This window comes from Qipengyuania marincola, from assembly GCF_029688625.1.
GTDB lineage: Bacteria > Pseudomonadota > Alphaproteobacteria > Sphingomonadales > Sphingomonadaceae > Qipengyuania.
Genome location: NZ_JARULC010000002.1, coordinates 306,622 through 329,841, shown reverse-complemented (window position 1 = coordinate 329,841; position 23,220 = coordinate 306,622). Strand labels below are relative to the sequence as shown.

The following is a 23,220-nucleotide window of genomic DNA, read 5'->3' as shown; positions in this document are numbered from 1 at the left end:
ATCAGGGTGCATGGCTTCGACCGCGCTTCCCCCTCTCGATGCAGCCCAGGAGCATCTGAAGACGGTCTTCGGATTCAACGGATTCCGCGGGCGGCAGGCCGAGGTGATCGAGCGGGTGCTGGCGGGCCAGTCAACACTTGCGGTGATGCCCACGGGGGCCGGCAAATCGCTGACCTACCAGCTGCCGGCAACGATGCTGGCGGGCACCTGCGTGGTCATCAGCCCGCTCATCGCGCTGATGCACGATCAGCTGCGCAGCGCCCGCGCCAACGGTATTCGCGCGGCGACGCTGACGAGTGCGGATGCCGACTGGCGCGAGACGCAGGAGGCCTATCGCGGGGGCGAGCTGGACCTCCTCTACGTTGCGCCCGAGCGCGCAAGCCAACCGGCTTTTCGCGCATTGCTCTCCTCCTCGCCCGTGGCTCTGTTCGCGATAGACGAGGCGCATTGCGTGTCCGAATGGGGCCACGATTTCCGGCCTGATTACCGTATGCTGCGCGATCTCATGGATGCGTTTCCGCAGGTCCCACGGCTTGCACTGACGGCGACCGCAGACCGGCAGACGCGTGCCGACGTAATGGCGCAGCTCGGCATTCCCGACGGCGGGCTGGTGCTGGCGGGGTTCGATCGTCCGAACATCCGGTACGCTATCCGCCACCGCGACAATCCGGTGCGTCAGCTTGCCGCGCTGATGGCCGACCAGCCGGGCGCGGGAATCGTCTATGCCCCCACCCGTCGCAAGGTCGAGGAACTCGCAGCAAAGCTCGGCGCGGCCACGGGTCGCGAGGTTCTGCCCTACCATGCCGGGCTCGATGCGGAGACGCGCGCCGCGAATCAGGCCGCCTTCGTCGCCAGCGAGGACATGGTGATTGTCGCTACAGTCGCCTTCGGAATGGGGATCGACAAGCCCGATGTGCGCTTCGTCGCCCATGTCGGCGTGCCGAAATCGATCGAGGCCTATTATCAGGAAACCGGTCGCGCGGGGCGCGATGGCGATCCGGCCCGCGCGACCATGTTCTGGGGCGCGGGCGATTTCGCGACCGCTCGGCAACGGCTGGCCGAAGTGGACGACGCGCGGCGTGGCGCGGAGATCGTCCGCCTCAATGCGCTCGCCGGGCTGGTCGAAACCGCCGAATGCCGCCGCGCCGTATTGCTCAGGCATTTCGGGGAGGAGCCGCCTGCCGAATGCGGCAATTGCGACAACTGCCTCGAAAAGCCGGGCGTGACCGATGTGACGGAACTGGCGCGCAAGTTGCTGTCGGCCGTTTATCGCACCGGCCAGAGCTTCGGCATGGGGCACTTGCAAAAGGTCCTCACCGGCAGCGAGGACGAGCGCGTGCGCCGGCGCGGTCACGACCGGCTCAGCGTATTCGGTATCGTCGAGGGCGAAGATGCGCGGCTGCTGCAGCCGGTCGCCCGTGCCCTGCAGGCTCGCGGAGATCTGGTTGCGACAGAGCATGGCGGGCTGGCGCTGAGCGGTTCGGCCCGGGCGATCCTGAAAGGCGAACGCGATGTCGAAATCGTCGTCCCGCCAAAACGTCAGAAACGCGGGCGCGGCGACACCACGCCCAACCCGGTGGGCGACCCGTTGTTCGACGCCCTGCGCGAATTGCGCCGTGAGCTGGCAGTGGAGGGGCAGGTGCCGCCCTATGTGATCTTCCACGATGCGACCTTGCGCGAAATGGTTTCGCAACGGCCGGCCACTCTTGCCGAACTGGGCCGTGTGCCCGGCGTCGGTGCCAAGAAACTCGAGGCTTATGGAGAGCAGTTCCTGCACAAGATCCAGCGCCATTGACCGCCATCCACCTCCGATATAAAGATGATATCATGATTATATCGGAGGTGATTCGTCGTGAGCATGGAATTGAAGGGGATGAAGACGAGCCGGGAGACCTCGGCGACGTCGTATAATGGCTATATCATGCTGATCGTGCTGGCGGCGTTGCTGGCCTTCGCGGCAGTGGCGCTTCCAGGCATGGCGCCGCCTGACGGGGCGGAAAAGGCGGCCAAGCTGATGTTCGTCGGCACGCTGGTGCTGACTGTCCTGGCTCTATGTATCGTTGCCGCGGGCTTCTTCATGATCCAGCCCAATCAGGCGGCAGTGATCACCCTGTTCGGCGAGTATCGTGGCAGCGAGCGGACCGAGGGGCTTCGCTGGGTCTGGCCATGGATGATGCGCACGAAAATTTCCGCGCGCGCTCACAACATCCATTCGGAACGCGTGAAGATAAACGATCTGCGCGGCAACCCGATCGAGATCGCCTGCAACGTCGTCTGGCGCGTGCACGACACGGCGCAGGCGAGTTTCGACGTCGACGATTACAAGGAATTCGTGAACATCCAGATCGAAGCGGGCCTGCGCAGCGTGGCCTCGCGCCACCCCTATGACGATTTCGAGAACGAGGAAGTGACGCTGCGCGGCAGTGCCGACGTCGTGAATCGCGAATTGCTCGAAGAGCTGAACGACCGGCTGCGCGTCGGCGGCGTCGTGGTCGACGAGGCGGGCCTTACGCACCTCGCCTATGCCAGCGAGATCGCCAGCGCCATGCTCAAACGCCAGCAGGCCGATGCAATCATTGCTGCGCGCGCGAAGATCGTGATCGGCGCGGTCGGCATGGTCGAGGATGCGCTGACCAAGCTGAGCCAGGATGGGATCGTCGATATGGACGACGAGCGCCGGGCGACGATGGTATCCAATCTCATGGTCGTGCTGTGCGGCGAGAAGGACGTGCACCCCGTCGTCAACGCCGGTTCGATCTATTAGGCGGATCGGCGGCGGAGCGTCCCATGGCGAAAAAGGCCTTTGCCCTGCGGCTCGATCCGGCGGTTCACGCCGCGGTGGAGCGTTTGGCGGCGGACGAATTGCGCAGCGCCAATGCCCAGATCGAGATGTTGCTTCGCGAAGCGCTCGATCGGCGCGGAATTGCGGTAGCGAAGGCCAAACCGCCGCGGCGCGGCCGACCGCCAGCAAAGGATAGCTAGGATGAACGACAAAACCGACGGCGCCTGGTTCGAACCCAAGAAGTTCGGCTACGGAGCGGGCAAACCGATTGCGTGGCAGGGATGGGCGCTCCTTGTCGGCTATACGCTGGTGATGCTGGCGCCGGCGCCCTTCCTGGAAGCGGACCCGATCATCGGAACCGGCATCGCCATCGCGATCTGGTTGCCGGCGACCCTTGCGCTGATCGCCATCGCCAAGCGCAAGACGCGCGGCGAATGGCGCTGGCGCCATGGGGAGGGCGATTGAGCGGCGCAATGCCCGCACCCACAGCTTAGCGCCGCGTTAACCACTGTGCGCTAAGCGTTTCCGATGACTTCGTCCGCTTCCCTTCATGCCATGCGCACACCATTGTGGCTTGTCGGCGGCATCGCGGGCTTCGCGCTGTCGATCATCCCGCTAGCCGCGGTCATGGCGCAAGACCGCTTCGAAACGCCCTTCACCGTCGAGGAAACGGGCCAGGGCTTTGCCACGCTGCAGCAAGCGGTGGATGCGATCGGCGATGGCGAAGGCACGATTGTCGTGGCCTCGGGTAACTGGCGACAATGCGCAGTGCAAAGCGCCGGGGTCATCACCTACAAGGGAGCCGTTCCGGGCGAAGCACTGCTTGGCGGAACGGCATGCGAGGGCAAGGCACTGCTGGTCCTGCGCGGGCGCGGCGCGCGGGTCGAGGGCATGGTGCTCGCCGATGTGCGCGTTGCCGATGGCAATGGTGCAGGCATCCGGCTGGAGCAGGGCCCGCTTCATGTGTCGCAAAGCTGGTTTCGCGACAGCCAGCAGGGCATCCTCACCGTCAATGGCGTCGACAGCGAACTGGTCGTCGACAAGTCGACCTTCACGCGTCTCGGGACCTGCGAGAACTCAGCCGGCTGCGCCCATTCAATCTATGCCGGCGACTATGGCAGCGTCACCATTACCCGCAGCCGCTTCGAACAGGGGCGCGGCGGCCACTATTTCAAGTCGCGCGCGGCGCGGAACGTCGTCGTCGACAACAGCTTCGATGATTCCAGGGGTCGCGGCACCAATTACATGATCGACCTGCCCAATGGCGGAAGCGGCGAAATCCGCGACAACTGGTTCGTGCAGGGCGAGGACAAGGAGAACTGGTCCGCGCTCATCGCGATCGGTGCGGAAAATCCGCAATACAGCGCCGATGGCCTGCTGATCGAAGGGAACGATGCACGCCTTGCTCCCGGGCTCGGCCGCAGTCCGGCTTTCGTGGCGGATTGGACGGGCGATGATCTGGTCATCCGGGGAAATTCCCTTGGCACCGGCCTTAAATCCTACGAACGCCGCTGAGGAAAGACCTTGAGAAACCACCACGTCCGCCTCTCGTTGGACGGATAAAGGAGAGTTCTCATGGCCGGCGGATGGGCGCGCGACGGCGCGGTTCAGGACCAGATCGACGACACGGTCAGCGATGCGGTCAACGCCGCGCGCTCGCGCATGCCTACGGGCGAGAGCGCGAAGTACTGCGACGAATGCGGAGAGGCCATTCCCAAGAAGCGTCGCGATGCGCTGCCCGGCGTGCGCACCTGCGTCGAATGCCAGTCGGGGCGGGACAGCGCGCAGCGCCAGTCAGGCATCAATCGGCGGGGCAGCAAGGATAGCCAGTTGCGCTGACCCGGCTGGCGCGCCAAGGCCCGATCATGTCCTTCCCCTTCATCCTGCTCCAACGCGCCCTGCCGCATCACGCCGTCTCGCGGCTGGCCGGGAAATTCGCCTCCAGCGAAACGCCCTGGCTGCGGGATCGCCTGATCCGCCGGTTCATCGAGACCTACGATATCGACATGTCGCAGGCGGCGCGCAGCGTGGGCCAGTTCACGAGCTTCAACGATTTCTTCACGCGCGAGCTCAAGCCCGGCGCCCGACCGCTGGCCGATGCGGACGCGTTCATTCTGTCGCCCGCCGATGGCGCGATCAGCCAGATCGGCACGATCGAGCGGGGCGAGATTTTCCAGGCGAAGGGCCGGGCCTTCACTGCGCGGCAGCTGCTCGGCGGTGATGCAGAGGCGGCGGAGCGATACGAAGGGGGCAGCTTCGCAACGATCTACCTGTCCCCGCGCGACTATCACCGCGTCCACATGCCGGCCGCCGGCACGCTGCGATCGACGACCTATGTGCCGGGCGACCTGTTCAGCGTGAACCAGGTAACGGCAGAAAACGTCGATGGCCTGTTCGCACGCAACGAGAGATTGGCCTGCCAGTTCGAAGGCCCCGTCGGCCATTTCGCAAGCGTCATGGTCGGCGCGATGATCGTCGCGGGGATCGAAACGGTGTGGTCGGGTCGCGTCGAGGCCCATGCTCCGAAACTCGTCCACGAGGATTTCTCGGCGCGTGACGTATCGCTGGCCAGCGGCGACGAGATGGGCCGGTTCTTCCTGGGCTCGACAGTGGTCTTGCTGTTCGAGCCGGGCCGTGTTGTCTGGCGCGACGAGCTGGCTGCCGCCAGCACCGTGCGCATGGGAGAAGCAATCGGCCGGAGACTTCAGCCGAAGGCGGGCGCGTAGCTGACGATTCCGCTGGGCGGATCGCCACTGAGAACCAGTCGCTGGAAATATTCGGCCGGCGGTCCCGGATAGCGAAGCTGTTCATCCTGCTCGAAACCGAACCGCGCGTAGTAGTCCGGGGCGCCGAGCAGCACGATGCCCTTGGCATCCATCGCGCGCATGTCCGCAATCGCGCGCTTCATCAGCCGAAAGCCGATACCCTGCCGTTGGAGGTCGGGCGAGACGCTGATCGGGCCAAGACCGTACCAGCCCTTGCTCCCGTCCGAGATGGCGACCGGCGACAATGCTACATGGCCGACGATCCGCGCCGTATCTTCGGCCACCAGCGACAGAAAAAGATCGCCGTCCCGGCGCAGCGCATCGACGAGCTCGTGCTCATTACCATCTGCGAAGGACATGTCGCGAAAGGCGGTCTCGGTCAGGTCGCGGATCGCGGTCTCGTCGCCGGCCTGCTCGGGACGGATGGTGATCGCGCTCATGGTAGCAGGTGCCCTGCGCGATCGCGCTTGGTCGCGAGATAGCGCGCATTGTGCGGGTTGTCGGGCAGGCTGTGCGGCACGCGCTCGGCCACCGAAATTCCCTCGGCCTCCAGCGCCTCGACCTTGGCGCGATTGTTGGTCATCAGCCGGATCGTGTCGATCCCCAGCAGCTCCAGCATCCTTGCCGCAGTCGGAAAATCGCGCGCCTCGTCGGGCAAGCCCAGCCGCGTATTGGCATCCACCGTGTCGAAGCCCTGATCCTGCAGGCGATAGGCGCGCAGCTTGTTGACCAGCCCGATCCCGCGCCCCTCCTGCCGCATGTAGAGCAGCACGCCCCAGCCACCGCGATCCGCCTCGGCTGCCATGGCGTGGAGCGCCGCATCCAGTTGCGGTCCGCAGTCGCATTTGAGGCTGCCGAGAATATCGCCGGTAAGGCATTCGGAATGCAGGCGCACCAGCGGGGCGTGTCGGGTACTCGCCGTGCCGATGACCAGCGCCACATGCTCGCGCGTATCGTCGGGGCTGCGAAACGCAACGATCTGGGCCCCTTCGGCAGCAGCGACAGGCAGCTTCGCGCGCGTGGCGATGCGGAGCCGCGCTGCATCGGCGAAATGGCTGACATCGGCGGCGTCCAAGCGGACCGGTTCGGTGGCGCCTGCTGGATCGACGAGGAACGCGGGCAGGATCCCTGCCATACGGGCGAGTTCGAGCGCGGCGCGGGCCTGCGGTTCCCAATCGAGTGGCAGCGCCTTGAACGGCCCCTTGAGGGGTTCGTGCAAGTCCATGGCGGGATCGGCGACGAGCAGGGCCGCCCCAAGGTCGAAGCTCTCCGCCGCGCGCATCAGCACCGGCTGGCGCGGCACGGCGGCCTCGAGCTGGTTGGCGAGCTTGAGGGTTGCCGCCCGCGTCGCCGACACGAGCATCGCCTCCCCCCGTATTTCGCCGAAACCGGTCTCGACCGGCTGCAGGACCGGCGCGCCGGTGATGGCGAGCGGCCAGCCGTGGCGCAGCGCGTCGACCGCCTGTGCCGCCCGGCGGGAGGGGCTGGGCTCACTCAGAGCGTGAACTCCGTGACGAGTGGCACATGGTCGGACGGCTTTTCCCAGTCGCGCGCATATTCGTGCACCGAATGCGCCGTCGCCTGCTTCGCCAGCTCGGGGCTGGCCCACATATGGTCCAGCCTGCGCCCGCGATCGTTCGCCTTCCAGTCCTTGGCGCGATAGCTCCACCAGCTGTAGTAGCGTTCGGGATCCGGAATATGCTCGCGTCCGATATCGGCCCAGCCATGCGCATCCATGAAGCGCTGCAGGCTGTCGACCTCGATCGGCGTATGGCTGACGACCTTCAGGAGCTGCTTGTGATTCCACACGTCGCTATCGAGCGGGGCGATGTTGAAATCGCCCACAATCAGCGTCGGACGGTCGACCGCATCCGCCCAGCGCGTCATGCGCTCGAGGAAGTCGAGCTTCTGGCCGAACTTGGGATTCACCTCGCGGTCCGGCTCGTCGCCGCCGGCGGGGACGTAGACGTTCTCGACGATCATCCCTTGGTGGTCGGCAAGCTCCACTCCGACATGCCGCGCCTCGCCATTGTCCTGCCAATCGTAACGGGAGAACTCTTTCAGCGGCGTCTTCGCGACCGTCGCGACACCGTGATAGCCCTTCTGCCCGTGGACCGCGAAATGCTCGTAACCAAGCGCGCGAAAGGCGTCATAGGGGAACTGGTGCTCCTGGCACTTGATCTCCTGCAGGCAGAGCACATCGGGCGCCTGTTCTCTCAGGAAGCGCTCGACGATCGGCATGCGAAGGCGGACGGAATTGATGTTCCAGGTAGCGACAGAAACCATGGGGCGTCCTTATGGCGTCTAACCGGCCAAGGCTAGCGCCTTGTCCTGCGCCCGGCACCAGCCCACGCCCCCACCAAACACAAAAAACCCCCGCGCCGGGGGCATTGGCACGGGGGTTCCTTGTGAGCGTTCGTCACGCTTGGAACGAGGCGAACCAGGATGAGGGGGTCAACAGGGGGGAAACCGCCCTCTCGTCGTCTCGCAAATGCAAATTACGACTGTAGCGCTTGCTCTTCAATGAACGAAGGCCTGCGAAATGTCGTAAATATACAACCTAAGGCCGCCGAACCGTTCACCCCGGACGACGGGATGATCGGCGCGGATCCTTGAAGGTGAACGCGCTGTCAGCAACGGAGACGCCGTAGCGCTGGTTCTTCAGCCGCACGGTCGTGCGGTGATTCTGCGAATCGAGCGCTACCCAGTGCGTCAGCTGCAGGCCACCCGGCGCGCTGGCATCGCGGGCGAAGATCATCGTGATCACGCCGAACTCGGGTCGCTTGGGATCGCGCACCTCGATGCTGACGACATCGGGATGGCCGGTATCGACCAGCTTACCGTATTTCTTCACATCGCGATTGGGATCGAGCAGCGCGCCGAGCGGCGAGTTGGTGATCGGCCAGCGCTGGACCTGGTTGACCTCGTAATCGACCAGATACATCGACTTCCCGTTCGAAACGACGAGCATCGGCACGCCCTTCTGGTATTGGAAGCGGATCTTGCCGGGGCGCTTGAGCGTCATGACGCCTGACACCGACTGGCCGTTGCGATCGGTCTGGACGAAGTCGGCCTTCATCGTTGAAATGCCGCGCAGGGCCGCGACCGCACGGTCGAGGTCGCCGGCGGCGGCTTCTACCGGGGCCGGAGCCAGGATTGCGGACGCAGGAAGCGCCGCAGCTACTCCAAGAGCAAGCGCGGCGCGGATCGATTTCGATTTGAAAGACAAGGTGCTCATGCTCCGTGGTCTAGGGTCGGAGCATTGAACCGTCTCTGAACCCGGCTAGTTCCCCTCATTCAGGAAAAAGCCCGGCCCGGAAGATTACTTGATCTTCGCTTCCTTGAACTCGACATGCTTGCGCACGACGGGATCGTACTTGCGGAAGGTGAACTTCTCGGTGTGGTTCCGGGGGTTCTTCTTCGTCACGTAATAGAAACCCGTGTCGGCAGTCGAGACGAGCTTGATCTTGACGGTTGCGGGCTTCGCCATGGCGTGTTCCTAAAGATCCTGTGAGGCCGGTTCGCGGCCGAAAAAATAAGGGCGGCGCGTCGAGCACCGCCGTCCGGCGCGCCCTTTGTGTGATTCACGCGGAAAAGTCAAGCGCGAGCTAGAGCTTCACCGGCCCCCGTTTCGCCTTCACGTCGCCGCGCGCCTTCTTGGCCTTCAGGCGTTTCACCTTGCCAACACGGTTCACGCGGCTCTTGGCGCGCTTCTTGGGCGGCGTGAGCGCTTCGGAAAGCAGCGCCAGCATGCGCTCGCGCGCGGCCTCGCGGTTCTGCTCCTGCGTGCGGTATTCATTGGCGGTAAGCACGATCTCGCCGCCCTTGGTCAGCTTGCTGCCGGCGATCTCCTTCAGCCGCTCGAATGCGTCGGGCGGCATGCCGAGCTGGAAGACGTCGACGCGCAGTTGCACCGCGGTCGCGACCTTGTTGACGTTCTGACCGCCCGGGCCGGACGAGGCGATGAACTTCTCCTCGGCAATCTCCATTGCCCGATCGGCAATGCGGCCCATTACCCTTGGCCGTCGGCAAAGCCGAGCGCAGCGAAGTCGCGCGGCAGCGGAGCGAGAGCTTCGACCGGCGGCTTGCCTTCGCGCGGAACGCTGAGTGCCGCCGCATGAAGCATGGTTCTCGGCGCGCCTTTCCCGGTGCCGTAGACCGGATCGCCGAGGAGCGGGATGCCGAGCCCGGTAAGCGCATGGACGCGGATCTGGTGTGTGCGCCCGGTTTCCGGCAGGAATTCGATCAGCGCGCGGCCGTCCTTGGCATCCAGCACCTTCCAGTGGGTGACCGAGGGCTTGCCCTTCTTCGCCGCAATCATCCGCCAGCCCTTCTCGGCGCTGCTGATCTTGGCGAGCGAGAGCTCGATCGTTCCTTCGGCATCGTCGGGCATGCCGGCGAGAATGCCGAGATAGCGCTTGCTCACCGTCCGGTCCTCGAACGCCTTGGCGAACCGCTTCAGCGCCTTGGGGTTGCGCGCCAGCAGGAGGCAGCCGCTGGTGTCGGTATCGATCCGGTGGACCGGGACGGGCGCCCGTTGAAAGCCCAGCTTGAGAGCTTCGTAATGGTCTTCGAGGCTGGTGCCGCCCTTGCGCGGGCGTTCGATCGGCAAACCGCCCGGCTTGTCGATGATCAAGGCTTCGCCGTCTTCGAAGAGGATCGGAATGTCCGTCATCGCTTGAGCCTTGCCTCCATCATCAGGCGCAGGCCATTGCCGAGGAAGAATCCGTCTTCAAGATCCTCGATCCGCAGCTCGGACTCCCGCGCCTCGCAGCTATCGAGCAGCGACTGGCGCAGCACGCCGGGCAACAGGCCGAGGCGAGCGGGCGGGGTGAGCAGCACGCCATCCCCGTCACGCACGAAAAGATTGGTCACGCAGCCTTCGGTCAACAGACCGTCTTCGCGCACGAAGATTGCCTCCTGCGCGCCGCGCTGGCGGGCGATGGCATGTGCGTCCTCGTAAAAGCCGCGGTCGGACGTCTTGTGGCGCAGGCGCCAGTCGCCTGGATCGACCGGCAACGGCATGACGATCGCGGTCGCTGGCTGCGGCCAGGGTACGGGCATGTCGAGCGTCTCGAGCGCGATGGCGCCCCTTCGCGAGGCAAGGAGGCGGACGCGGCTCGGTTGGTCGAGCACAAAGCACAGGGCGTGGAGCTGGTTGCGCGCCTCATGCCGGTCGAAGGCAAAGCCGAGTTCCGCAGCGCTCGCTTTCATCCGCTCCAGATGCGCTTTTAGCATAGGGATACCCTCGTCCGGCGTGAACCGCATCGTCTCGATGAGGTCGAACTGCGGCGCCGAGTGTTCGGGCGACGACTTGCGCACGAAGGCCCCCTTGAGCAGGGCCTCGCGCCATTCGGTGCGCGGCTCGCTGTCGGCGACAATCGCGCCGCCCACGCCAAGCACGGCCTTGCCGCGTCCGTTCTCGATCTCGGTGAGGCGAAGAGTGCGAATAGCCACGTTGAAGGCGGCATCGCCATCGCTGCCGATCCGCCCGATCGCCCCGCAGTAGGGCCCCCGCGGTTCGCGCTCGACCGCATCGATCAATTCCATGGCGCGGATCTTGGGGGCACCCGTGATCGACCCGCAGGGGAACAATGCGCGGACCAGATCGATCGCGCCTTCGCCCTGCTTCAGCTGCGCGCGCACCACGCTGACCATCTGGTGTACGGTGGGGTAGCTCTCGATGGCGAAGGGCTCGTCCACTCGCACGCTGCCGGGTTCGGCAACCCGGCTGAGATCGTTGCGCATCAAGTCGACGATCATCAGGTTTTCGGCCTTGTCCTTGACCGATCCGGCAAGTTCTTCCGCCATGGCGCGGTCGGCCGACGCGTCCTGCATGCGCGGGCGCGTCCCTTTCATCGGCTTGGCCTTCGCCTCGCGGCCCTTCAGCGAAACGAACAGTTCGGGGCTGAGGCTGAGAAGCCAGTGCGAGCCGTCGAACACGATTCCGCCGTAGCCCGCCTGCGCTGCCGGTCGCAGCGCCGCATAAAGCCCGAGCGGATCGCCAGTGAAATTCCCCGCGAGCGGAAAGGTCAAATTGGCCTGATAGATATCGCCGGCCTCGATCGCCTGCTGCAATTCGGTGAACGCATCGGTGTAGCCACCCGGTGAAATCTGCGGTTCGAGCGGGCCGACCGACCCCGTGCCCCTGGCGCGGCCACTCAGCCAGCCTGGAACTTCGCCAGCCGCAATCCGCACGGGCGGGTCGAACAGGCCCAGCCATACCAGCGGCCCCGCGCCGCCGGTTCGCGCCGCGGCCAGCCCGGCCAGTTTCGGTTCCAGCGCAAGGCCGGCCTCATAGGCGATGTAGCCCGCCAATTCGCCGCCGTCGCGGCGTGCGGCGTCTGCCGCGGCCAGCACCGGTTCGACCTCGTCCGGCCGTCGCGCGACGAAGACCTCGCGCGGCTTTTCGAACAGCAGCGCGTCTGCCGCACCGCTTGTCCGGGCATCGTCGAGCAGGATGAAGGGATGCCGGTCGGTCATCAGGTCACAGCCTTTACCCGCTGGTGCAGCGCTGTCGAGGGATAGCTTGACCTTGCGCGGCGCCCTGCGCCACACCGCCTCGACCGAAGACAGGCGGAGCGGGCGTTTCATGAGCACGATTTTTCTGGGACTGGGTGGCAATGGCGAGAAGCAGCACCTGCAATTGGCGCAGGCCAACCGCCACGGCCTGATCGCGGGTGCGACCGGGACCGGCAAGACCGTCACCCTGCAGGGCCTTGCCGAAAGCTTTGCCGCCAATGGCGTGCCGGTCTTCGTGGCTGATGTGAAGGGCGACCTGTCCGGCATCGCGATGGCCGGATCGCCGCAGTTCAAGCATGCCGACAAGCTGGAAGGCCGGGCAAAGGAACTGGGCATGGACGACTATGCCTATGCCGACAATGCGGCGGTGTTCTGGGATCTCTATGGCGAGAAGGGCTTCCCGATCCGGACCACGATCTCGGAAATGGGCCCACTGCTGCTGGCGCGTCTCCTCGACCTCAATGAAACGCAGGAAGGCGTCCTGAACATCGTGTTCCGCTATGCGGACGAGAACAACCTGCTCCTGCTCGATCTCGGCGATCTTCAGGCGATGCTGAGCTTCGCCTATGAGAATGCGAGCGAACTCTCGGGCACATATGGCAACGTGTCCAAGGCCAGCGTCGGCGCGATCCAGCGCCAGTTGCTGAGTTTCGAAAGCCAGGGCGCAGACCGGTTCTTCGGCGAGCCCGCGCTCGAGATCGAGGATTTCCTGCGGACCGACGAACAGGGCCGCGGGATCGTCAACATCCTCGCCGCCGACAAGCTGATGCGCAGCCCCAAGCTCTACGCGACCTTCCTGCTGTGGCTGCTCGCCGAGCTGTTCGAAACGCTGCCCGAGGTGGGCGATCCGGACAAGCCGAAGCTGGTGTTCTTCTTTGACGAGGCGCACCTGCTGTTCGATGACGCACCGGAAGCGCTGGAAGACAAGGTCGAGCAGGTGGTGCGCCTGATCCGTTCGAAGGGCGTCGGCGTCTATTTCGTGACGCAGAACCCGATCGATATTCCGGAAAAGATCGCCGGCCAGCTCGGCAACCGCGTCCAGCACGCCCTGCGCGCCTTCACACCGCGCGACCAGCGGGCGATCAAGGCGGCGGCGGAAACCTTTCGGATCAATCCCGAGCTCGATGTCGAGCAGGCGATCACCGAACTCAAGGTGGGCGAGGCGCTGGTCTCGACGCTCGACGAGGATGGCGCGCCAAGTGTCGTTCAGCGCACGCTGATCAAGCCACCGCACTCGCGTCTCGGCCCGGTGACCGAAAAAGAGCGCGCGATCATCAACTCGGTCAGCGATCTCGACGGGAAGTACGATGACGCGGTGGATCGCGAGAGCGCCGAGGAAGTGCTCGCGGCCAAGACCGCCGATGCTGCGGCGACGGCCGAAGAGGTCGAGCGCAAAGGGCGCGAGGAAGTGGCCAAGCGCGAACGCAGGACTCCGTCCATGTGGGGCAAGGCCGGCAAGGCGGCAGCGCGCGCAGCCGCCGGTTCGCTCTCGTCGGTCGCCGTGGCCGCCGTCCTAGGCAAGAAGTCGAGCGCCGACCCCGTCCGCACAGGTCTCAATGCATTCGTGCGCAATATCATTGGCGGTCTAATGCGGTAGTATTCTAGGTTCGCGGCACCGGCCCACTCCCCCTCCCGACCACTCATTGCAGTATCCTATTGGGTGGTCGGGAGGAGGGGTGGGCCGGTTCCGGTCGTCTAAGCGGGAACGCGCAATTCGGCGCGCAGGCCGCCCGATTCGCGATTCGAAAGCACCAGCCTGCCGCCATGCTGTTCCGCGATGGCGCGGGCGATCGTGAGGCCAAGGCCTGCACCGCCCGTCGCCCGGTTGCGACTGCCTTCGCCGCGCGTGAAGGGCTCGAGCATCTCGGCGATGCGGCCTTCGGGGATGCCGGGTCCCATATCCTCGACGCTGATCACCGCTTCATCCCCGTCGCGATAGAGCGCAATCTCGGCCGACCCACCGTAACGCAAGGCATTGGAGACAAGATTGCGGACGGCCCGCTTGGTCCAGGTGAGATGGATCGGCGCGGCGAGGCGCTGTCCTTCGAGCAGCACGACCGGCTCGCCCATGTCTTCGAATTCCTCGACCACCGAGACCAGGAGCGCATAGAGGTCGATCCGCTCTGCGGGCCGGTCGGCGCGGCCGAGGCGGGCCAGCAGCAGGATTTCGTCGAGCGTGCGGGTAATGTCCTCGATACTGTCGACCATCCGTGCGCGGGCCACATCGTCATCCACGCTTTCAACCCGGACACGCAGCGCGGCGAGCGGGGTCTTGAGATCGTGGCCGATCGCGCCCAGCATCACGTCCTTCTCGTCCAGCATGGCGCCGATCCGGGCCTGCATCGCATTCTGCGCCTCGATCAGATCGCGCACGTCGTCGGGCCCGCTCGGGTGGACGGGAATGATCGCATTGCCCGCCCCGCCGAAGCGGCGCGTACTGTCTGCCAGCGCGGCGAGTGGCCGCGTGATCCGGTGCAGGACGAACCAGAGCAGGCCGAACAGCACAATGAAGAGGACGAGGGTCTGGAACAGCAGCGTGCGCACGATGGCGCGATCGCGCGGAGGGATCGGCAGGCGGGCGACCTGCCATGTGTCGCTACCCTGCTGACGCAGGCCCACGACGAGCATTTCCGGCGGAGCGTCCCGCAGCCGCGCGGCGAAACGCGGAAACCGCTCGCGGGCCTCGGCAACCAACGGATCGGACAGCGTCGGTCGGCGGGCGACCACAAGGTCGGCAATGGCGATGCCCTGGGCTGCGAGTACGCCCCGCACCGCGGCCTCCCGATCGGCGACGCGGGTATCGCTCGGCGCGAGCGGGTTCGAATCGCTTTCCGAATAGCGCAGGCGACGGGGCAGGCGGGGACCATCAAGCGCGCCGCTGCCCTGGCGATCGAAGCGCGAGCCGCGCCCGTAGCGTCCGCGTTCGGCGCGGGCCTGGCCGGTCACCAGCTGGAAGGCGGCGGCATTGGCCAGTGCCAGCTCCCGGCGCTGTTCGGCCGCGCGGTAGAGCAGCGTCGTGGAAATTGCCTGTGCGACTAGCAAGGCGACCGCCATCGCCAGCATGACCTGCCCGAACAGGCTCCTCGGCAGCAGGCGGCTCATTCGGCGGGGCGCACCGTGCGGGTGACGTCGGCGGCCAGTCGATATCCTCCTCCGCGCACGGTCTGGATCAGCTGCGGATTGCGGCTATCGGTCTCGATCTTGCGGCGCAGGCGGCTGACCTGATTGTCGACCGCACGGTCGAACAATTGCGCCTCGCGGCCCTGCACCATGTCGAGCAGCCGGTCGCGGTCGAGCACCTGGCGGGGATGATCGCAAAAAGCGCGCAGCATGCGGAATTCGGCGGTCGAAAGGGGCACGGTCGTGCCGTCCGGATCTGTGAGCTTGCGTTTGAGCGGGTCGAGTGCCCAACCCTCGAACCGATAGACGGGGTTCTCTTCGATGGGAGCTGGTGCGCGCTCGGCCCGGCGCAACACCGAGCGGATGCGCGCAACCAGTTCGCGTGGCTCGAAGGGCTTGGTAACGTAGTCGTCAGCCCCGATTTCGAGGCCCACGATGCGGTCGGTCGCCTCGCCGCGCGCCGTCAGCAGGATAACGGGCAGGTCGCGCGTCTCGACAAAATGTCGGCACAGCGACAACCCGTCCTCACCCGGCATCATGATGTCGAGCAGGACGAGATCGGGAGTCGTTTCGGCGAGCTTCGTGCGGGCTGCCGCGGCGCTTTCCGCCTCGAGCACGGAAAACCCCTGGCCGGAGAGATATTCCGCCAGGGGTTCCCGCAGTCCCGGCTCGTCGTCGACAAGCAGGAGAGTGGTGGGCGCGGTGTCGGTCGTCATGAGTCTTCGGCGCGCCTAACGGGTGCATCGGCCAGCGATCAAGCGCTTACTGGCCGCGGCGTTCCTGCCACCTGGCGCGACGTTCGGCCTTCGCGGCTTCGCGCTCCTCGGCAGTGACCTGACCGTTGCCATCCGTATCGAGCCGGGCGAAACGAGCAGCGATACCGGCGTCGAATTCCGCCTTGGTGATGGTCTGATCGCCATTGGTATCGATGCGAGCCATCCGGTTCATGCCGCGCTTCCCGCGATGGCCGCGTTCGCCGCGGGCCTCGTGCATCGCCTGCATCTCGGCCATGGTCAGGCCGCCGGAATTGTCCGTATCGGCTGCTGCGAAGCGGGCGGCCATGCGATCGGCGCGATTGCCGCCACGTCGGCCCATGCGGTCGCCACGCTCGATACCGCGTTCGGCCATTCGCTCTGCGCGATTTTCGCGACGGGCTTCGCGGGCGGTCTGCATTTCGGCCTGCGTTATCTCACCGTCATTATCGGCGTCGATGCGGGCAAAGCGCTCGGCCATTCGGGCCTGGCGGTCGGCGGTATCCAGCACGCCGTCCGAATTGCTGTCCATGCGGGCGAAGCGGTCGTCGGCCCGGGCCTGGATTTCTGCCTGGGTGATCACGCCATCGCCATTGGTATCGGCGCGTTCGCCGTGATTGTGGGCATAAGCGACGCCGCCGGTCAGGGCGAGGACGGCGGCGGAAAGGAAAAAAATAGTCTTGCGCATGGCAAATCTCCGTAAGCGTTCAAATCGGAGAGCTGCGACGGCGGGAGGGGGAGGAAGACCGGAAACACCGCCGCAGCTCGTGTGCCCTTTCTAGGCGCGCCATGTCGCAGCAATATCCCGGATCGCGGGGGAATTGTAACGGATTGTAACAGGCAGCGGGGGGCGTTCATCCGTGCGCAAAGCGCTGCCCTAGCGCGGGCGGTGCTGAGTGCTCTCGCCAGCCGTGATGAAGATTGCGGTGGCGTTGCCCTCGACATCGGCCGTATGCCAGATGCCCGGCGCGTTGATCGCATATTCCCCCGCTTCCAGCGCCACTTGCTGCTGTCGGCCGTCGGGAAATTCCTGCGTCAGGATCATTCGGCCTGCAGTGCAGATCACCACTTCGTCACCGTGAGGATGCATCTCCCAGCTGTCCCAGTCCTCGGAGAAAGTATACTGGCTGACCAGTCGCCCCTCGCGCCCGTCCGCGCCGTGGCGCTGGCCATAGCCTTCGTACCATTCCATCCCGCCTTCGAACGGCGGTTGCGGCACGGCCGTCGCGCCGAGGCCGAGATGTACGAAGCTCTCGGCCAGCCGGCGCGGGTCCTCGCTCATTCGGCCTTGTCCATCAGGAAGGCGTTGAGCTTGTTGCCGTCCGGATCGCGGAAGTAAGCGGCGTAGAACACCATGCCGTTCTCGTCCGGCTCACCACGCGGACCCGGCTCGCCCTCGTCGCTGCCGCCATTGGCCAGCGCCAGCTCGTGCAGGCGCTTGACCTGATCGCGGTCCTTACATTGCAGCGCCACCATCACACCATTGCCGACGCTCGGCGCATTGCCGTCATAGGGCTTGGTCGCCGCGATGCCCGGCGCACCATTGGCATCGCCCCACGCGATGAAGGTCGGGAATTCCATCATCCGCCCGACGCCCATTTCGGCGGCGATCGGATCGTAGAATTTGGCCGAGCGTTCGAGGTCCTGGCTTCCCAGCGTAACGTAACCGATCATGGCATTTCTCCTCTGTCAGCGACTCGCGACCGCTTTCGATTCCTGGAGAACATTACAGGAACAAAGGATCCCCTACAAGGGCGCGCACTGCTCCTTGAGCCAGTCGAGTTCCTCGCCCTCCATCTGCGGGCCGAGAATCGCCTCGACCTGCTCGTGATAGCGGTTCCACCAGCCGATCTCGGCCTCGGTCAGCAGGTCCTTGTCCACCAGCGTCCGGTCGAGCGGAACGAAGGTCAGTGTCTCGAAGCCGAGATACTTGCCTTCGCTCGCGATCGGCGCCTCGACCACCAGGACGAGGTTTTCGATCCGGATGCCGTATTCGCCGGGCTTGTAGTAACCGGGCTCATTGGAGAGGATCATGCCTTCGCTCAGCGGCGTTTCGGTGCCGGGAAAGGCCCCGCCCGGCTTGCTGATGCGTTGCGGCCCTTCATGGACCGAGAGATAGCTGCCGACGCCGTGGCCGGTGCCGTGGCCGTAATCGACGCCGCCCTGCCACAGATGCATGCGCGCCAGCGCGTCGAGCGCGCCGCCGGTCGTCTGGTCGGGGAAATACTGCATCGCCAGCTGGATATGACCCTTCAGCACGCGGGTATTGCGCTCGATCATCTCGGCGCTCGGCTCGCCGGGGCCGATCCACACCGTGCGCGTAATGTCCGTTGTGCCGTCGTCATACTGGCCGCCGGAATCGACGAGATAGATCGAGGACGGCGGGATCGGGATATTGCTGTCCTCGTCCACCTTGTAATGCGGCAGCGCGGCGTGTCCGGCGGCGGCGCTGATCGTGTCGAAGCTCGCATCGCGCAGGATGCCGCAGTCCTCGCGGAATTCGCGCAGCTTGGCGGCGGCGGCAAGTTCGTCCACGCCGCCCTTGGGCGCCTCGATGCCGAGCCAGCGCAGGAAGCGGCTGACCGCAACCCCGTCGCGCGCCTGCGCATCGCGGTGGCCCTGCTGCTCGGCAGGCGTCTTGATTGCCTTGGGCATGATCGTGGGATCGCCGTCGCGCACCACCTTCGCGCCGCCTGCCTCCAGCGCATGGAAGATGCCTGCCACCGCGCGGTTCGTGTCGACCGCGACGGTCTTGCCCTTGAGATCGGCGAGTGCCGGTTCGAATTCACTGCGTGGGCGCACGGTCACCGCATTGCCGAGATGCTGCGACAGGGCGGGCGTCACCTTCTCCGGCGCGATGAACAATTCTGCCGTACCATCCGCATGGGCGAGCACATAGGACAGCGCGACCGGCGTGTTGTCGACGTCCTTGCCGCGCATATTGAGCAGCCAGGCTACCGAATCGAGCGCTGTCACGACGGTCGCGTCATAGCCCTCGCGCTTCAGCCAGTCGGCGACCTCGGCGCGCTTGTCCGCGCTGGACCGGCCGGCTAGCTTTTCGTCATGCGGCGCGGCTTCGGCGCTGGAGGGTTCGGGCTGGTCGTCCCAAATCGCGTCGATCGGATTGCCGTCCACCGGCACCAGCTTGATGCCTTTCTTGGCGAACAGCTTCTCCGCGCTTTCCGCCCATTCGATGCCGTGAAGCCAGGCGTCATAGCCGATGGTGGCGCCCTCGGGTGCTGTCTCTGCAATCCATTTCGCGGGCGAAGTCGCGGGCACGTCCTCGTAATCGTAGAGCTTGCCATCGACCTGCTCTCGCACCTGCACAGTGTAGCGGCCATCGGTGAACATGGCGGCGCGATCCTTGAGCACCACCGCACTGCCCGCGCTGCCGCCGAAGCCGGTCAGCCATTTGAGGCGCTGGGCATAGCTGCCGACGTACTCGCTCATATGCTCGTCGGAAATCGGGATCACGAAGCCATCGAGGCCGCGTTTGCCGAGTTCCTTGCGTAATCCATCGAGGCGGGCTTCGTATGTCTGCATGAGCATGGGCGGGGTCCTTTGCGAATCGTCGGGCCGGATCGTCGCACCGGCGCTTGCGGCGCGCCCCTACCCATCTTAGGTCGGGCGCGCAGGGTCATGCGCCCCACTTACGCCTCACCGGCACCCATTTCCACCCGTTGCGACGCCAAGGAGTTCTCCCATTTCGACCAGCCGCCCCACCGAGCCGCCCAAAGCCGAGAAACGCGACTTTTCCTACTCGCATCACGGGATCACCATCGGCGATCCCTACGCTTGGCTGCGCGACCCCGGCTATCCGACGGTCGAGGACAAGGGCGTGCTCGAGCATCTCGAAGCGGAGAATGCGTGGTTCGAAGCGCGGATGGAACCGCAGCAGGAACTGGTCGAAGAACTCTTCAAGGAGATGAAGGCGCGCATCAAAGAGGACGATTCGACCGTGCCCCAGCGGCGAGGCGACTTCCTCTATTGGTCGGAATTCGAAGAGGGGGCGGAGTATCGCAAATACTACCGCAAGGCTGTCGGGGGCGGTGAAGACCAGCTGATCCTCGACGAAAACGAACTGGCCGAGGGGCGTGAATATTTTCGCCTCGGTACCTTCTCCGTCTCGCAGAACGGCAAGCTGCTCGCCTACTCGGTCGACACCAACGGGTCGGAGCGGTTCACCGCGCGTGTGAAGAACCTCGAAACCGGCGAGCATCTGCCCGACGAGATCCCCGGCACGCTGTCCGGCCTGGTCTGGGTGATGGGCGACGCGGCGCTGGTCTATGGCCTCGCCGACGAAAACTGGCGCGTTCACGATGCCACGCTGCACGTGCTGGGCACGCCGCTGTCGGAGGATGTCGAGCTCTACCGCGAGACGCTGGACGAGGGTTTCCGCGTCGGTGCCGGGCTCAGCGCGCAGGAGGACTGGCTGGTCATATCGACCGGCGACAACGAGACCAGCGAAGTGCGGCTGGTGCCGGCGGACGATCCGACGGCGGAACCGATCCTCGTCAAGCCGCGCATGAAGGGCATCGAATATGATGTCGATGTGCGGGACGGAACCGTCTGGGTCCACACCAACGACGATCATGTCAATTTCCGCCTCGCCACCGCGCCGCTCGACAGGCCTGACGAATGGACGACACTGATCGAGGGGTCGGACGAATTCTATCTCGACGGCTTCGAACTCTACCGCGATTTCTACGTCACCGAGGGGCGAATCAAAGGGCTCGACCAGATTCAGCTGCGCTCCTATTCGGACCCCAATCTGGTCAAGCCGATCGCCTTTGCGGAAGCGAGCTTTACGGCTGGGCTGACGAACAATCCCGAGTACCACCAGGATAAGCTGCGCCTGTCCTATCAGAGCATGGTCACGCCGGATTCGGTGTTCGACTATCACGTCGAAAGCGGCGAGCTGGAACTGCTCAAGCAGCAGGAAATCCCGAGCGGCTACGATCCGGAAGCCTACACCACCGAGCGCGTCGAGATCGAGGCGCGCGACGGCACGATGATCCCCGTCAGCGTAGTGATGCGCAAGGACCGGCCGGATGGCCCCGGCCCGCTGCATCTCTATGCCTATGGCGCATATGGCTATGCCGTGCCGCCGGGCTTTTCGACCACGCGTCTCAGCCTCGTCGATCGTGGCTTTGCCTATGCCATCGCCCATATCCGCGGCGGCGACGATCTGGGCCGCAAATGGTACCTTCAGGGCAAGCTCAACGAGCGGCTGAACACTTTCACCGATTTCGTCGATGTCGCGAAAGGACTCGCGGCGAAGGGCTATACCGAAGAAGGCAGGATCAGCATTTCCGGCGGCTCGGCGGGCGGCGAGTTGATGGGCGTGGTCGCAAATACCGATCCACAGCTATGGGGCGCGATCGTGGCGCATGTCCCCTTCGTCGATGTGCTTGCGACCATGCTCGACGAGAGCCTCCCGCTGACCCCGGGCGAATGGCCCGAATGGGGCAATCCGATCCTGTCGAAACAGGCCTTCGCCTATATCCTGAGCTACAGCCCTTACGACCAGGTGGTGGCGCAGGACTATCCGCCGATGCTGGTGACTGCCGGCCTCAACGATCCGCGCGTGACCTATTGGGAGCCGGCCAAATGGGTGGCCAAGCTGCGCGAACTCAAAACCGACGACAACGAGCTGTTGCTCAAGACCAACATGGGCGCTGGCCATGGCGGCAAGTCGGGCCGCTTCGAAAGCATACGCGAGGCGGCGGAGGAGGTCGCCTTCGTGCTGTGGCAGCTGGGCGTCGAGACGTGACGGCACCGACCTTCGAGAAGACCTTCACCGCCCGGCCCGAACACATCGACGAGCTCGGCCACGTCAACAATGCCGTCTGGGTGCAGTGGATCCAGGACATGGCAACCTCGCATTGGGAGGCGGTCGCGCGTCCACAGGATCGGGAGGCGTTCTTCTGGGTCGTGATCCGCCACGAAATCGATTATCGTGGCAATATCGACGCGGGGCAGAGCGTCACCGGCGAGACCTGGATCGAAGGCCCGGCACGCGGCGCGACCTCCACCCGGCGGGTGGATTTCCGCGATCAGGCGGGCAAGGTGATTGTCTCCGCTACGACCACCTGGGCCATGCTCGACCGGGCCACACAGCGGCTGATGCGCGTGCGGGCCGAAGTGCTGGAGCCTTTCGCCTAGCCGAGGATGTCCGCGACCGTGCGGTATTCATAGCCGAGTTCGTTCGCCACGGCCTCGTAAGTCACCGTGCCCTTGTGCACATTGAGCCCTTCGGCGAGGTGCGGATCGCTGCGCAGCGCTTCGCGCCAGCCGAGATCGGCGATCCGCAGTGCATGCGGCAGGGTCACATTGTTGAGCGCGTAAGTGCTGGTGCGCGCGACTGCGCCCGGCATGTTGGCCACGCAATAGTGAACGATGTCATCGACCACATAGGTCGGTTCGGCATGGGTCGTCGGCTTGCTGGTCTCGAAGCAGCCGCCCTGGTCGATCGCGACGTCGACCAGCACCGCGCCCTTCTGCATGTCGCCCAGCATCTCGCGCGTGACGAGCTTGGGAGCAGCGGCACCCGGAATCAGAACCGCGCCGATGACAAGGTCCGCCTGACACACGGCGTCATGCAGGTTCGCGCGATTGGAAAAGCGGGTCGAGGCGCGTGCTTCGAAGAAGGTGCCAACCTTTTCCAGCACTTCTGGATCGCGGTCGAGAATGGTCACGTCGGCGCCGAGGCCGACCGCCATCTGCGCCGCGTTGAACCCGACGACCCCGCCACCGATGATCGCGACCTTGCCCGGCATCACACCGGGCACGCCGCCCAGCAGCACGCCGCGCCCGCCATGCGCCTTTTCCAGCGCGCTGGCGCCCGCCTGCACGCTCATGCGCCCGGCGACCTGGCTCATGGGTTTGAGCAGCGGCAACTGGTTGCGCGGGCCGGTGACGGTTTCGTAGGCGATCGCGGTAACGCCGCTGGCGACAAGATCCCGGGTCTGGTCAGGATCGGGCGCAAGGTGGAGGTAGGTGTAGAGGATCTGGTCCTCGCGCAGCTTGGCCCGCTCCACCGCCTGCGGTTCCTTGACCTTCACCACCATTTCGCATTCGGCGAAGATCGGGTCCGGCCCATCGACGATTTTTGCGCCGGCATCGACATATTGCGCGTCGGTCGCATCGATCCCGGCACCGGCCCGCGTCTCGATCCACACTTCGTGGCCTCGCGCGGTCAGTTCGCGCACGCTCTCGGGCGTCAGGCCGACACGGTATTCGTGGTTCTTGATTTCCTTGGGGCTGCCGATGCGCATGG

The 23,220-nt window shown here is 65.2% G+C and carries 25 protein-coding genes; 10 read left to right on the top strand and 15 right to left on the bottom strand.

From position 1 onward, the window contains the following. Positions 1-10: 10 nt before the first annotated feature. The 7 genes from recQ to asd all read left to right on the top strand — a co-directional run bounded on the left by recQ (position 11) and on the right by asd (position 5,508). Positions 11-1,795 carry a DNA helicase RecQ gene (recQ, locus tag P8Q88_RS06825; RefSeq protein WP_278323097.1) on the top strand — a complete coding sequence of 595 codons (1,785 nt, stop codon included), beginning with the start codon at positions 11-13 and terminating at the stop codon, positions 1,793-1,795. Positions 1,796-1,873: 78 nt separating this feature from the next. Continuing rightward, positions 1,874-2,764, top strand: coding sequence for an SPFH domain-containing protein (locus P8Q88_RS06820; RefSeq protein WP_278323096.1), 891 nt, complete (start codon positions 1,874-1,876; stop codon positions 2,762-2,764). A gap of 23 nt (positions 2,765-2,787) precedes the next feature. Continuing rightward, positions 2,788-2,982, top strand: a complete 195-nt coding sequence (locus P8Q88_RS06815; protein ID WP_278323095.1) for a type II toxin-antitoxin system antitoxin — start codon at positions 2,788-2,790, stop codon at positions 2,980-2,982. A 1-nt stretch (position 2,983) separates the two neighbouring features. Beyond that, complete coding sequence (locus P8Q88_RS06810) at positions 2,984-3,247, top strand: hypothetical protein (protein WP_278323094.1); 264 nt, start codon at positions 2,984-2,986, stop codon at positions 3,245-3,247. A gap of 63 nt (positions 3,248-3,310) precedes the next feature. Next, complete coding sequence (locus P8Q88_RS06805) at positions 3,311-4,297, top strand: right-handed parallel beta-helix repeat-containing protein (RefSeq protein WP_278323093.1); 987 nt, start codon at positions 3,311-3,313, stop codon at positions 4,295-4,297. A gap of 60 nt (positions 4,298-4,357) precedes the next feature. Beyond that, positions 4,358-4,621, top strand: coding sequence for a DksA/TraR family C4-type zinc finger protein (locus P8Q88_RS06800; protein WP_278323092.1), 264 nt, complete (start codon positions 4,358-4,360; stop codon positions 4,619-4,621). Positions 4,622-4,647: 26 nt separating this feature from the next. Then, positions 4,648-5,508 (top strand): archaetidylserine decarboxylase, encoded by an 861-nt coding sequence (asd, locus tag P8Q88_RS06795; RefSeq protein WP_278323091.1) that lies wholly within the window; start codon positions 4,648-4,650, stop codon positions 5,506-5,508. Here the strand turns inward: asd and P8Q88_RS06790 are convergent. The 8 genes from P8Q88_RS06790 to pabB form a co-directional block, all read right to left on the bottom strand. Beyond that, positions 5,487-5,987, bottom strand: a complete 501-nt coding sequence (locus tag P8Q88_RS06790) for a GNAT family N-acetyltransferase (RefSeq protein ID WP_278323090.1) — start codon at positions 5,985-5,987, stop codon at positions 5,487-5,489. The genes asd and P8Q88_RS06790 overlap by 22 nt on opposite strands. Then, a complete protein-coding gene (ribA, locus tag P8Q88_RS06785) occupies positions 5,984-7,093 on the bottom strand; it encodes a GTP cyclohydrolase II (RefSeq protein ID WP_446532548.1) in 1,110 nt (369 codons plus the stop codon). Before ribA ends, P8Q88_RS06790 begins: the two co-directional genes overlap by 4 nt. After that, the gene (gene xth, locus P8Q88_RS06780) at positions 7,042-7,833 is read right to left on the bottom strand and encodes an exodeoxyribonuclease III (protein WP_278323088.1); all 792 of its coding nucleotides are present in this window, start codon (positions 7,831-7,833) and stop codon (positions 7,042-7,044) included. Before xth ends, ribA begins: the two co-directional genes overlap by 52 nt. Before the next feature lie 292 nt (positions 7,834-8,125). Further along, a complete protein-coding gene (locus P8Q88_RS06775; RefSeq protein ID WP_278323087.1) occupies positions 8,126-8,785 on the bottom strand; it encodes a LolA family protein in 660 nt (219 codons plus the stop codon). A gap of 84 nt (positions 8,786-8,869) precedes the next feature. Continuing rightward, entirely contained in the window at positions 8,870-9,037 is a 168-nt protein-coding gene (gene rpmG, locus P8Q88_RS06770; RefSeq protein ID WP_067692617.1) for a 50S ribosomal protein L33, read from the bottom strand. 118 nt (positions 9,038-9,155) lie between these two features. Then, complete coding sequence (gene arfB, locus P8Q88_RS06765) at positions 9,156-9,560, bottom strand: alternative ribosome rescue aminoacyl-tRNA hydrolase ArfB (RefSeq protein ID WP_278323086.1); 405 nt, start codon at positions 9,558-9,560, stop codon at positions 9,156-9,158. After that, positions 9,560-10,222 carry an RluA family pseudouridine synthase gene (locus tag P8Q88_RS06760; RefSeq protein WP_278323085.1) on the bottom strand — a complete coding sequence of 221 codons (663 nt, stop codon included), beginning with the start codon at positions 10,220-10,222 and terminating at the stop codon, positions 9,560-9,562. Before P8Q88_RS06760 ends, arfB begins: the two co-directional genes overlap by 1 nt. Further along, positions 10,219-12,030, bottom strand: a complete 1,812-nt coding sequence (gene pabB, locus P8Q88_RS06755) for an aminodeoxychorismate synthase component I (protein WP_278323638.1) — start codon at positions 12,028-12,030, stop codon at positions 10,219-10,221. The genes P8Q88_RS06760 and pabB overlap by 4 nt, the downstream gene beginning before the upstream one ends. Before the next feature lie 109 nt (positions 12,031-12,139). Between pabB and P8Q88_RS06750 the strand changes: the two genes are divergently transcribed. Further along, positions 12,140-13,666 (top strand): helicase HerA-like domain-containing protein, encoded by a 1,527-nt coding sequence (locus P8Q88_RS06750; RefSeq protein ID WP_278323084.1) that lies wholly within the window; start codon positions 12,140-12,142, stop codon positions 13,664-13,666. A 98-nt stretch (positions 13,667-13,764) separates the two neighbouring features. Here the strand turns inward: P8Q88_RS06750 and P8Q88_RS06745 are convergent, their stop codons facing one another. The 6 genes from P8Q88_RS06745 to P8Q88_RS06720 form a co-directional block, all read right to left on the bottom strand. Then, positions 13,765-15,171, bottom strand: a complete 1,407-nt coding sequence (locus tag P8Q88_RS06745) for an ATP-binding protein (RefSeq protein ID WP_278323083.1) — start codon at positions 15,169-15,171, stop codon at positions 13,765-13,767. Continuing rightward, positions 15,168-15,905, bottom strand: coding sequence for a response regulator (locus tag P8Q88_RS06740; RefSeq protein ID WP_278323082.1), 738 nt, complete (start codon positions 15,903-15,905; stop codon positions 15,168-15,170). Before P8Q88_RS06740 ends, P8Q88_RS06745 begins: the two co-directional genes overlap by 4 nt. Positions 15,906-15,951: 46 nt before the next feature. After that, the gene (locus P8Q88_RS06735) at positions 15,952-16,629 is read right to left on the bottom strand and encodes an EF-hand domain-containing protein (protein WP_278323081.1); all 678 of its coding nucleotides are present in this window, start codon (positions 16,627-16,629) and stop codon (positions 15,952-15,954) included. A gap of 189 nt (positions 16,630-16,818) precedes the next feature. Beyond that, entirely contained in the window at positions 16,819-17,223 is a 405-nt protein-coding gene (locus P8Q88_RS06730) for a cupin domain-containing protein (RefSeq protein WP_278323080.1), read from the bottom strand. Further along, positions 17,220-17,615, bottom strand: coding sequence for a VOC family protein (locus P8Q88_RS06725; protein ID WP_278323079.1), 396 nt, complete (start codon positions 17,613-17,615; stop codon positions 17,220-17,222). The genes P8Q88_RS06730 and P8Q88_RS06725 overlap by 4 nt, the downstream gene beginning before the upstream one ends. Before the next feature lie 72 nt (positions 17,616-17,687). Next, on the bottom strand, positions 17,688-19,490 hold the full coding sequence (locus P8Q88_RS06720) for an aminopeptidase P family protein (protein ID WP_278323078.1): 1,803 nt from the start codon (positions 19,488-19,490) through the stop codon (positions 17,688-17,690). A gap of 154 nt (positions 19,491-19,644) precedes the next feature. On the opposite strand from P8Q88_RS06720, the gene P8Q88_RS06715 reads away from it, so the two are divergent. Both P8Q88_RS06715 and P8Q88_RS06710 read left to right on the top strand, forming a co-directional pair. Next, entirely contained in the window at positions 19,645-21,714 is a 2,070-nt protein-coding gene (locus P8Q88_RS06715) for a S9 family peptidase (RefSeq protein WP_278323637.1), read from the top strand. Then, complete coding sequence (locus P8Q88_RS06710) at positions 21,711-22,106, top strand: acyl-CoA thioesterase (protein WP_278323077.1); 396 nt, start codon at positions 21,711-21,713, stop codon at positions 22,104-22,106. Before P8Q88_RS06715 ends, P8Q88_RS06710 begins: the two co-directional genes overlap by 4 nt. Here the strand turns inward: P8Q88_RS06710 and ald are convergent. After that, complete coding sequence (ald, locus tag P8Q88_RS06705; RefSeq protein WP_278323076.1) at positions 22,103-23,218, bottom strand: alanine dehydrogenase; 1,116 nt, start codon at positions 23,216-23,218, stop codon at positions 22,103-22,105. The genes P8Q88_RS06710 and ald overlap by 4 nt on opposite strands. Between the last annotated feature and the right edge of the window lie 2 nt (positions 23,219-23,220).

Excerpts from the sequence above, each read along its gene's own strand:
- P8Q88_RS06745 (WP_278323083.1), bottom strand. The coding sequence starts at position 15,171 with ATGAGCCGCCTGCTGCCGAGGAGCCTGTTCGGGCAGGTCATGCTGGCG.
- P8Q88_RS06775 (WP_278323087.1), bottom strand. The coding sequence starts at position 8,785 with ATGAGCACCTTGTCTTTCAAATCGAAATCGATCCGCGCCGCGCTTGCT.
- P8Q88_RS06805 (WP_278323093.1), top strand. The coding sequence starts at position 3,311 with ATGACTTCGTCCGCTTCCCTTCATGCCATGCGCACACCATTGTGGCTT.
- recQ (WP_278323097.1), top strand. The coding sequence starts at position 11 with ATGGCTTCGACCGCGCTTCCCCCTCTCGATGCAGCCCAGGAGCATCTG.
- P8Q88_RS06815 (WP_278323095.1), top strand. The coding sequence starts at position 2,788 with ATGGCGAAAAAGGCCTTTGCCCTGCGGCTCGATCCGGCGGTTCACGCC.
- P8Q88_RS06790 (WP_278323090.1), bottom strand. The coding sequence starts at position 5,987 with ATGAGCGCGATCACCATCCGTCCCGAGCAGGCCGGCGACGAGACCGCG.
- P8Q88_RS06740 (WP_278323082.1), bottom strand. The coding sequence starts at position 15,905 with ATGACGACCGACACCGCGCCCACCACTCTCCTGCTTGTCGACGACGAG.
- P8Q88_RS06760 (WP_278323085.1), bottom strand. The coding sequence starts at position 10,222 with ATGACGGACATTCCGATCCTCTTCGAAGACGGCGAAGCCTTGATCATC.
- P8Q88_RS06730 (WP_278323080.1), bottom strand. The coding sequence starts at position 17,223 with ATGAGCGAGGACCCGCGCCGGCTGGCCGAGAGCTTCGTACATCTCGGC.
- ald (WP_278323076.1), bottom strand. The coding sequence starts at position 23,218 with ATGCGCATCGGCAGCCCCAAGGAAATCAAGAACCACGAATACCGTGTC.
- asd (WP_278323091.1), top strand. The coding sequence starts at position 4,648 with ATGTCCTTCCCCTTCATCCTGCTCCAACGCGCCCTGCCGCATCACGCC.
- P8Q88_RS06735 (WP_278323081.1), bottom strand. The coding sequence starts at position 16,629 with ATGCGCAAGACTATTTTTTTCCTTTCCGCCGCCGTCCTCGCCCTGACC.
- pabB (WP_278323638.1), bottom strand. The coding sequence starts at position 12,030 with ATGACCGACCGGCATCCCTTCATCCTGCTCGACGATGCCCGGACAAGC.
- P8Q88_RS06810 (WP_278323094.1), top strand. The coding sequence starts at position 2,984 with ATGAACGACAAAACCGACGGCGCCTGGTTCGAACCCAAGAAGTTCGGC.
- P8Q88_RS06720 (WP_278323078.1), bottom strand. The coding sequence starts at position 19,490 with ATGCTCATGCAGACATACGAAGCCCGCCTCGATGGATTACGCAAGGAA.
- P8Q88_RS06820 (WP_278323096.1), top strand. The coding sequence starts at position 1,874 with ATGAAGACGAGCCGGGAGACCTCGGCGACGTCGTATAATGGCTATATC.
- xth (WP_278323088.1), bottom strand. The coding sequence starts at position 7,833 with ATGGTTTCTGTCGCTACCTGGAACATCAATTCCGTCCGCCTTCGCATG.
- P8Q88_RS06725 (WP_278323079.1), bottom strand. The coding sequence starts at position 17,615 with ATGATCGGTTACGTTACGCTGGGAAGCCAGGACCTCGAACGCTCGGCC.
- rpmG (WP_067692617.1), bottom strand. The coding sequence starts at position 9,037 with ATGGCGAAGCCCGCAACCGTCAAGATCAAGCTCGTCTCGACTGCCGAC.
- P8Q88_RS06750 (WP_278323084.1), top strand. The coding sequence starts at position 12,140 with ATGAGCACGATTTTTCTGGGACTGGGTGGCAATGGCGAGAAGCAGCAC.
- arfB (WP_278323086.1), bottom strand. The coding sequence starts at position 9,560 with ATGGGCCGCATTGCCGATCGGGCAATGGAGATTGCCGAGGAGAAGTTC.
- P8Q88_RS06800 (WP_278323092.1), top strand. The coding sequence starts at position 4,358 with ATGGCCGGCGGATGGGCGCGCGACGGCGCGGTTCAGGACCAGATCGAC.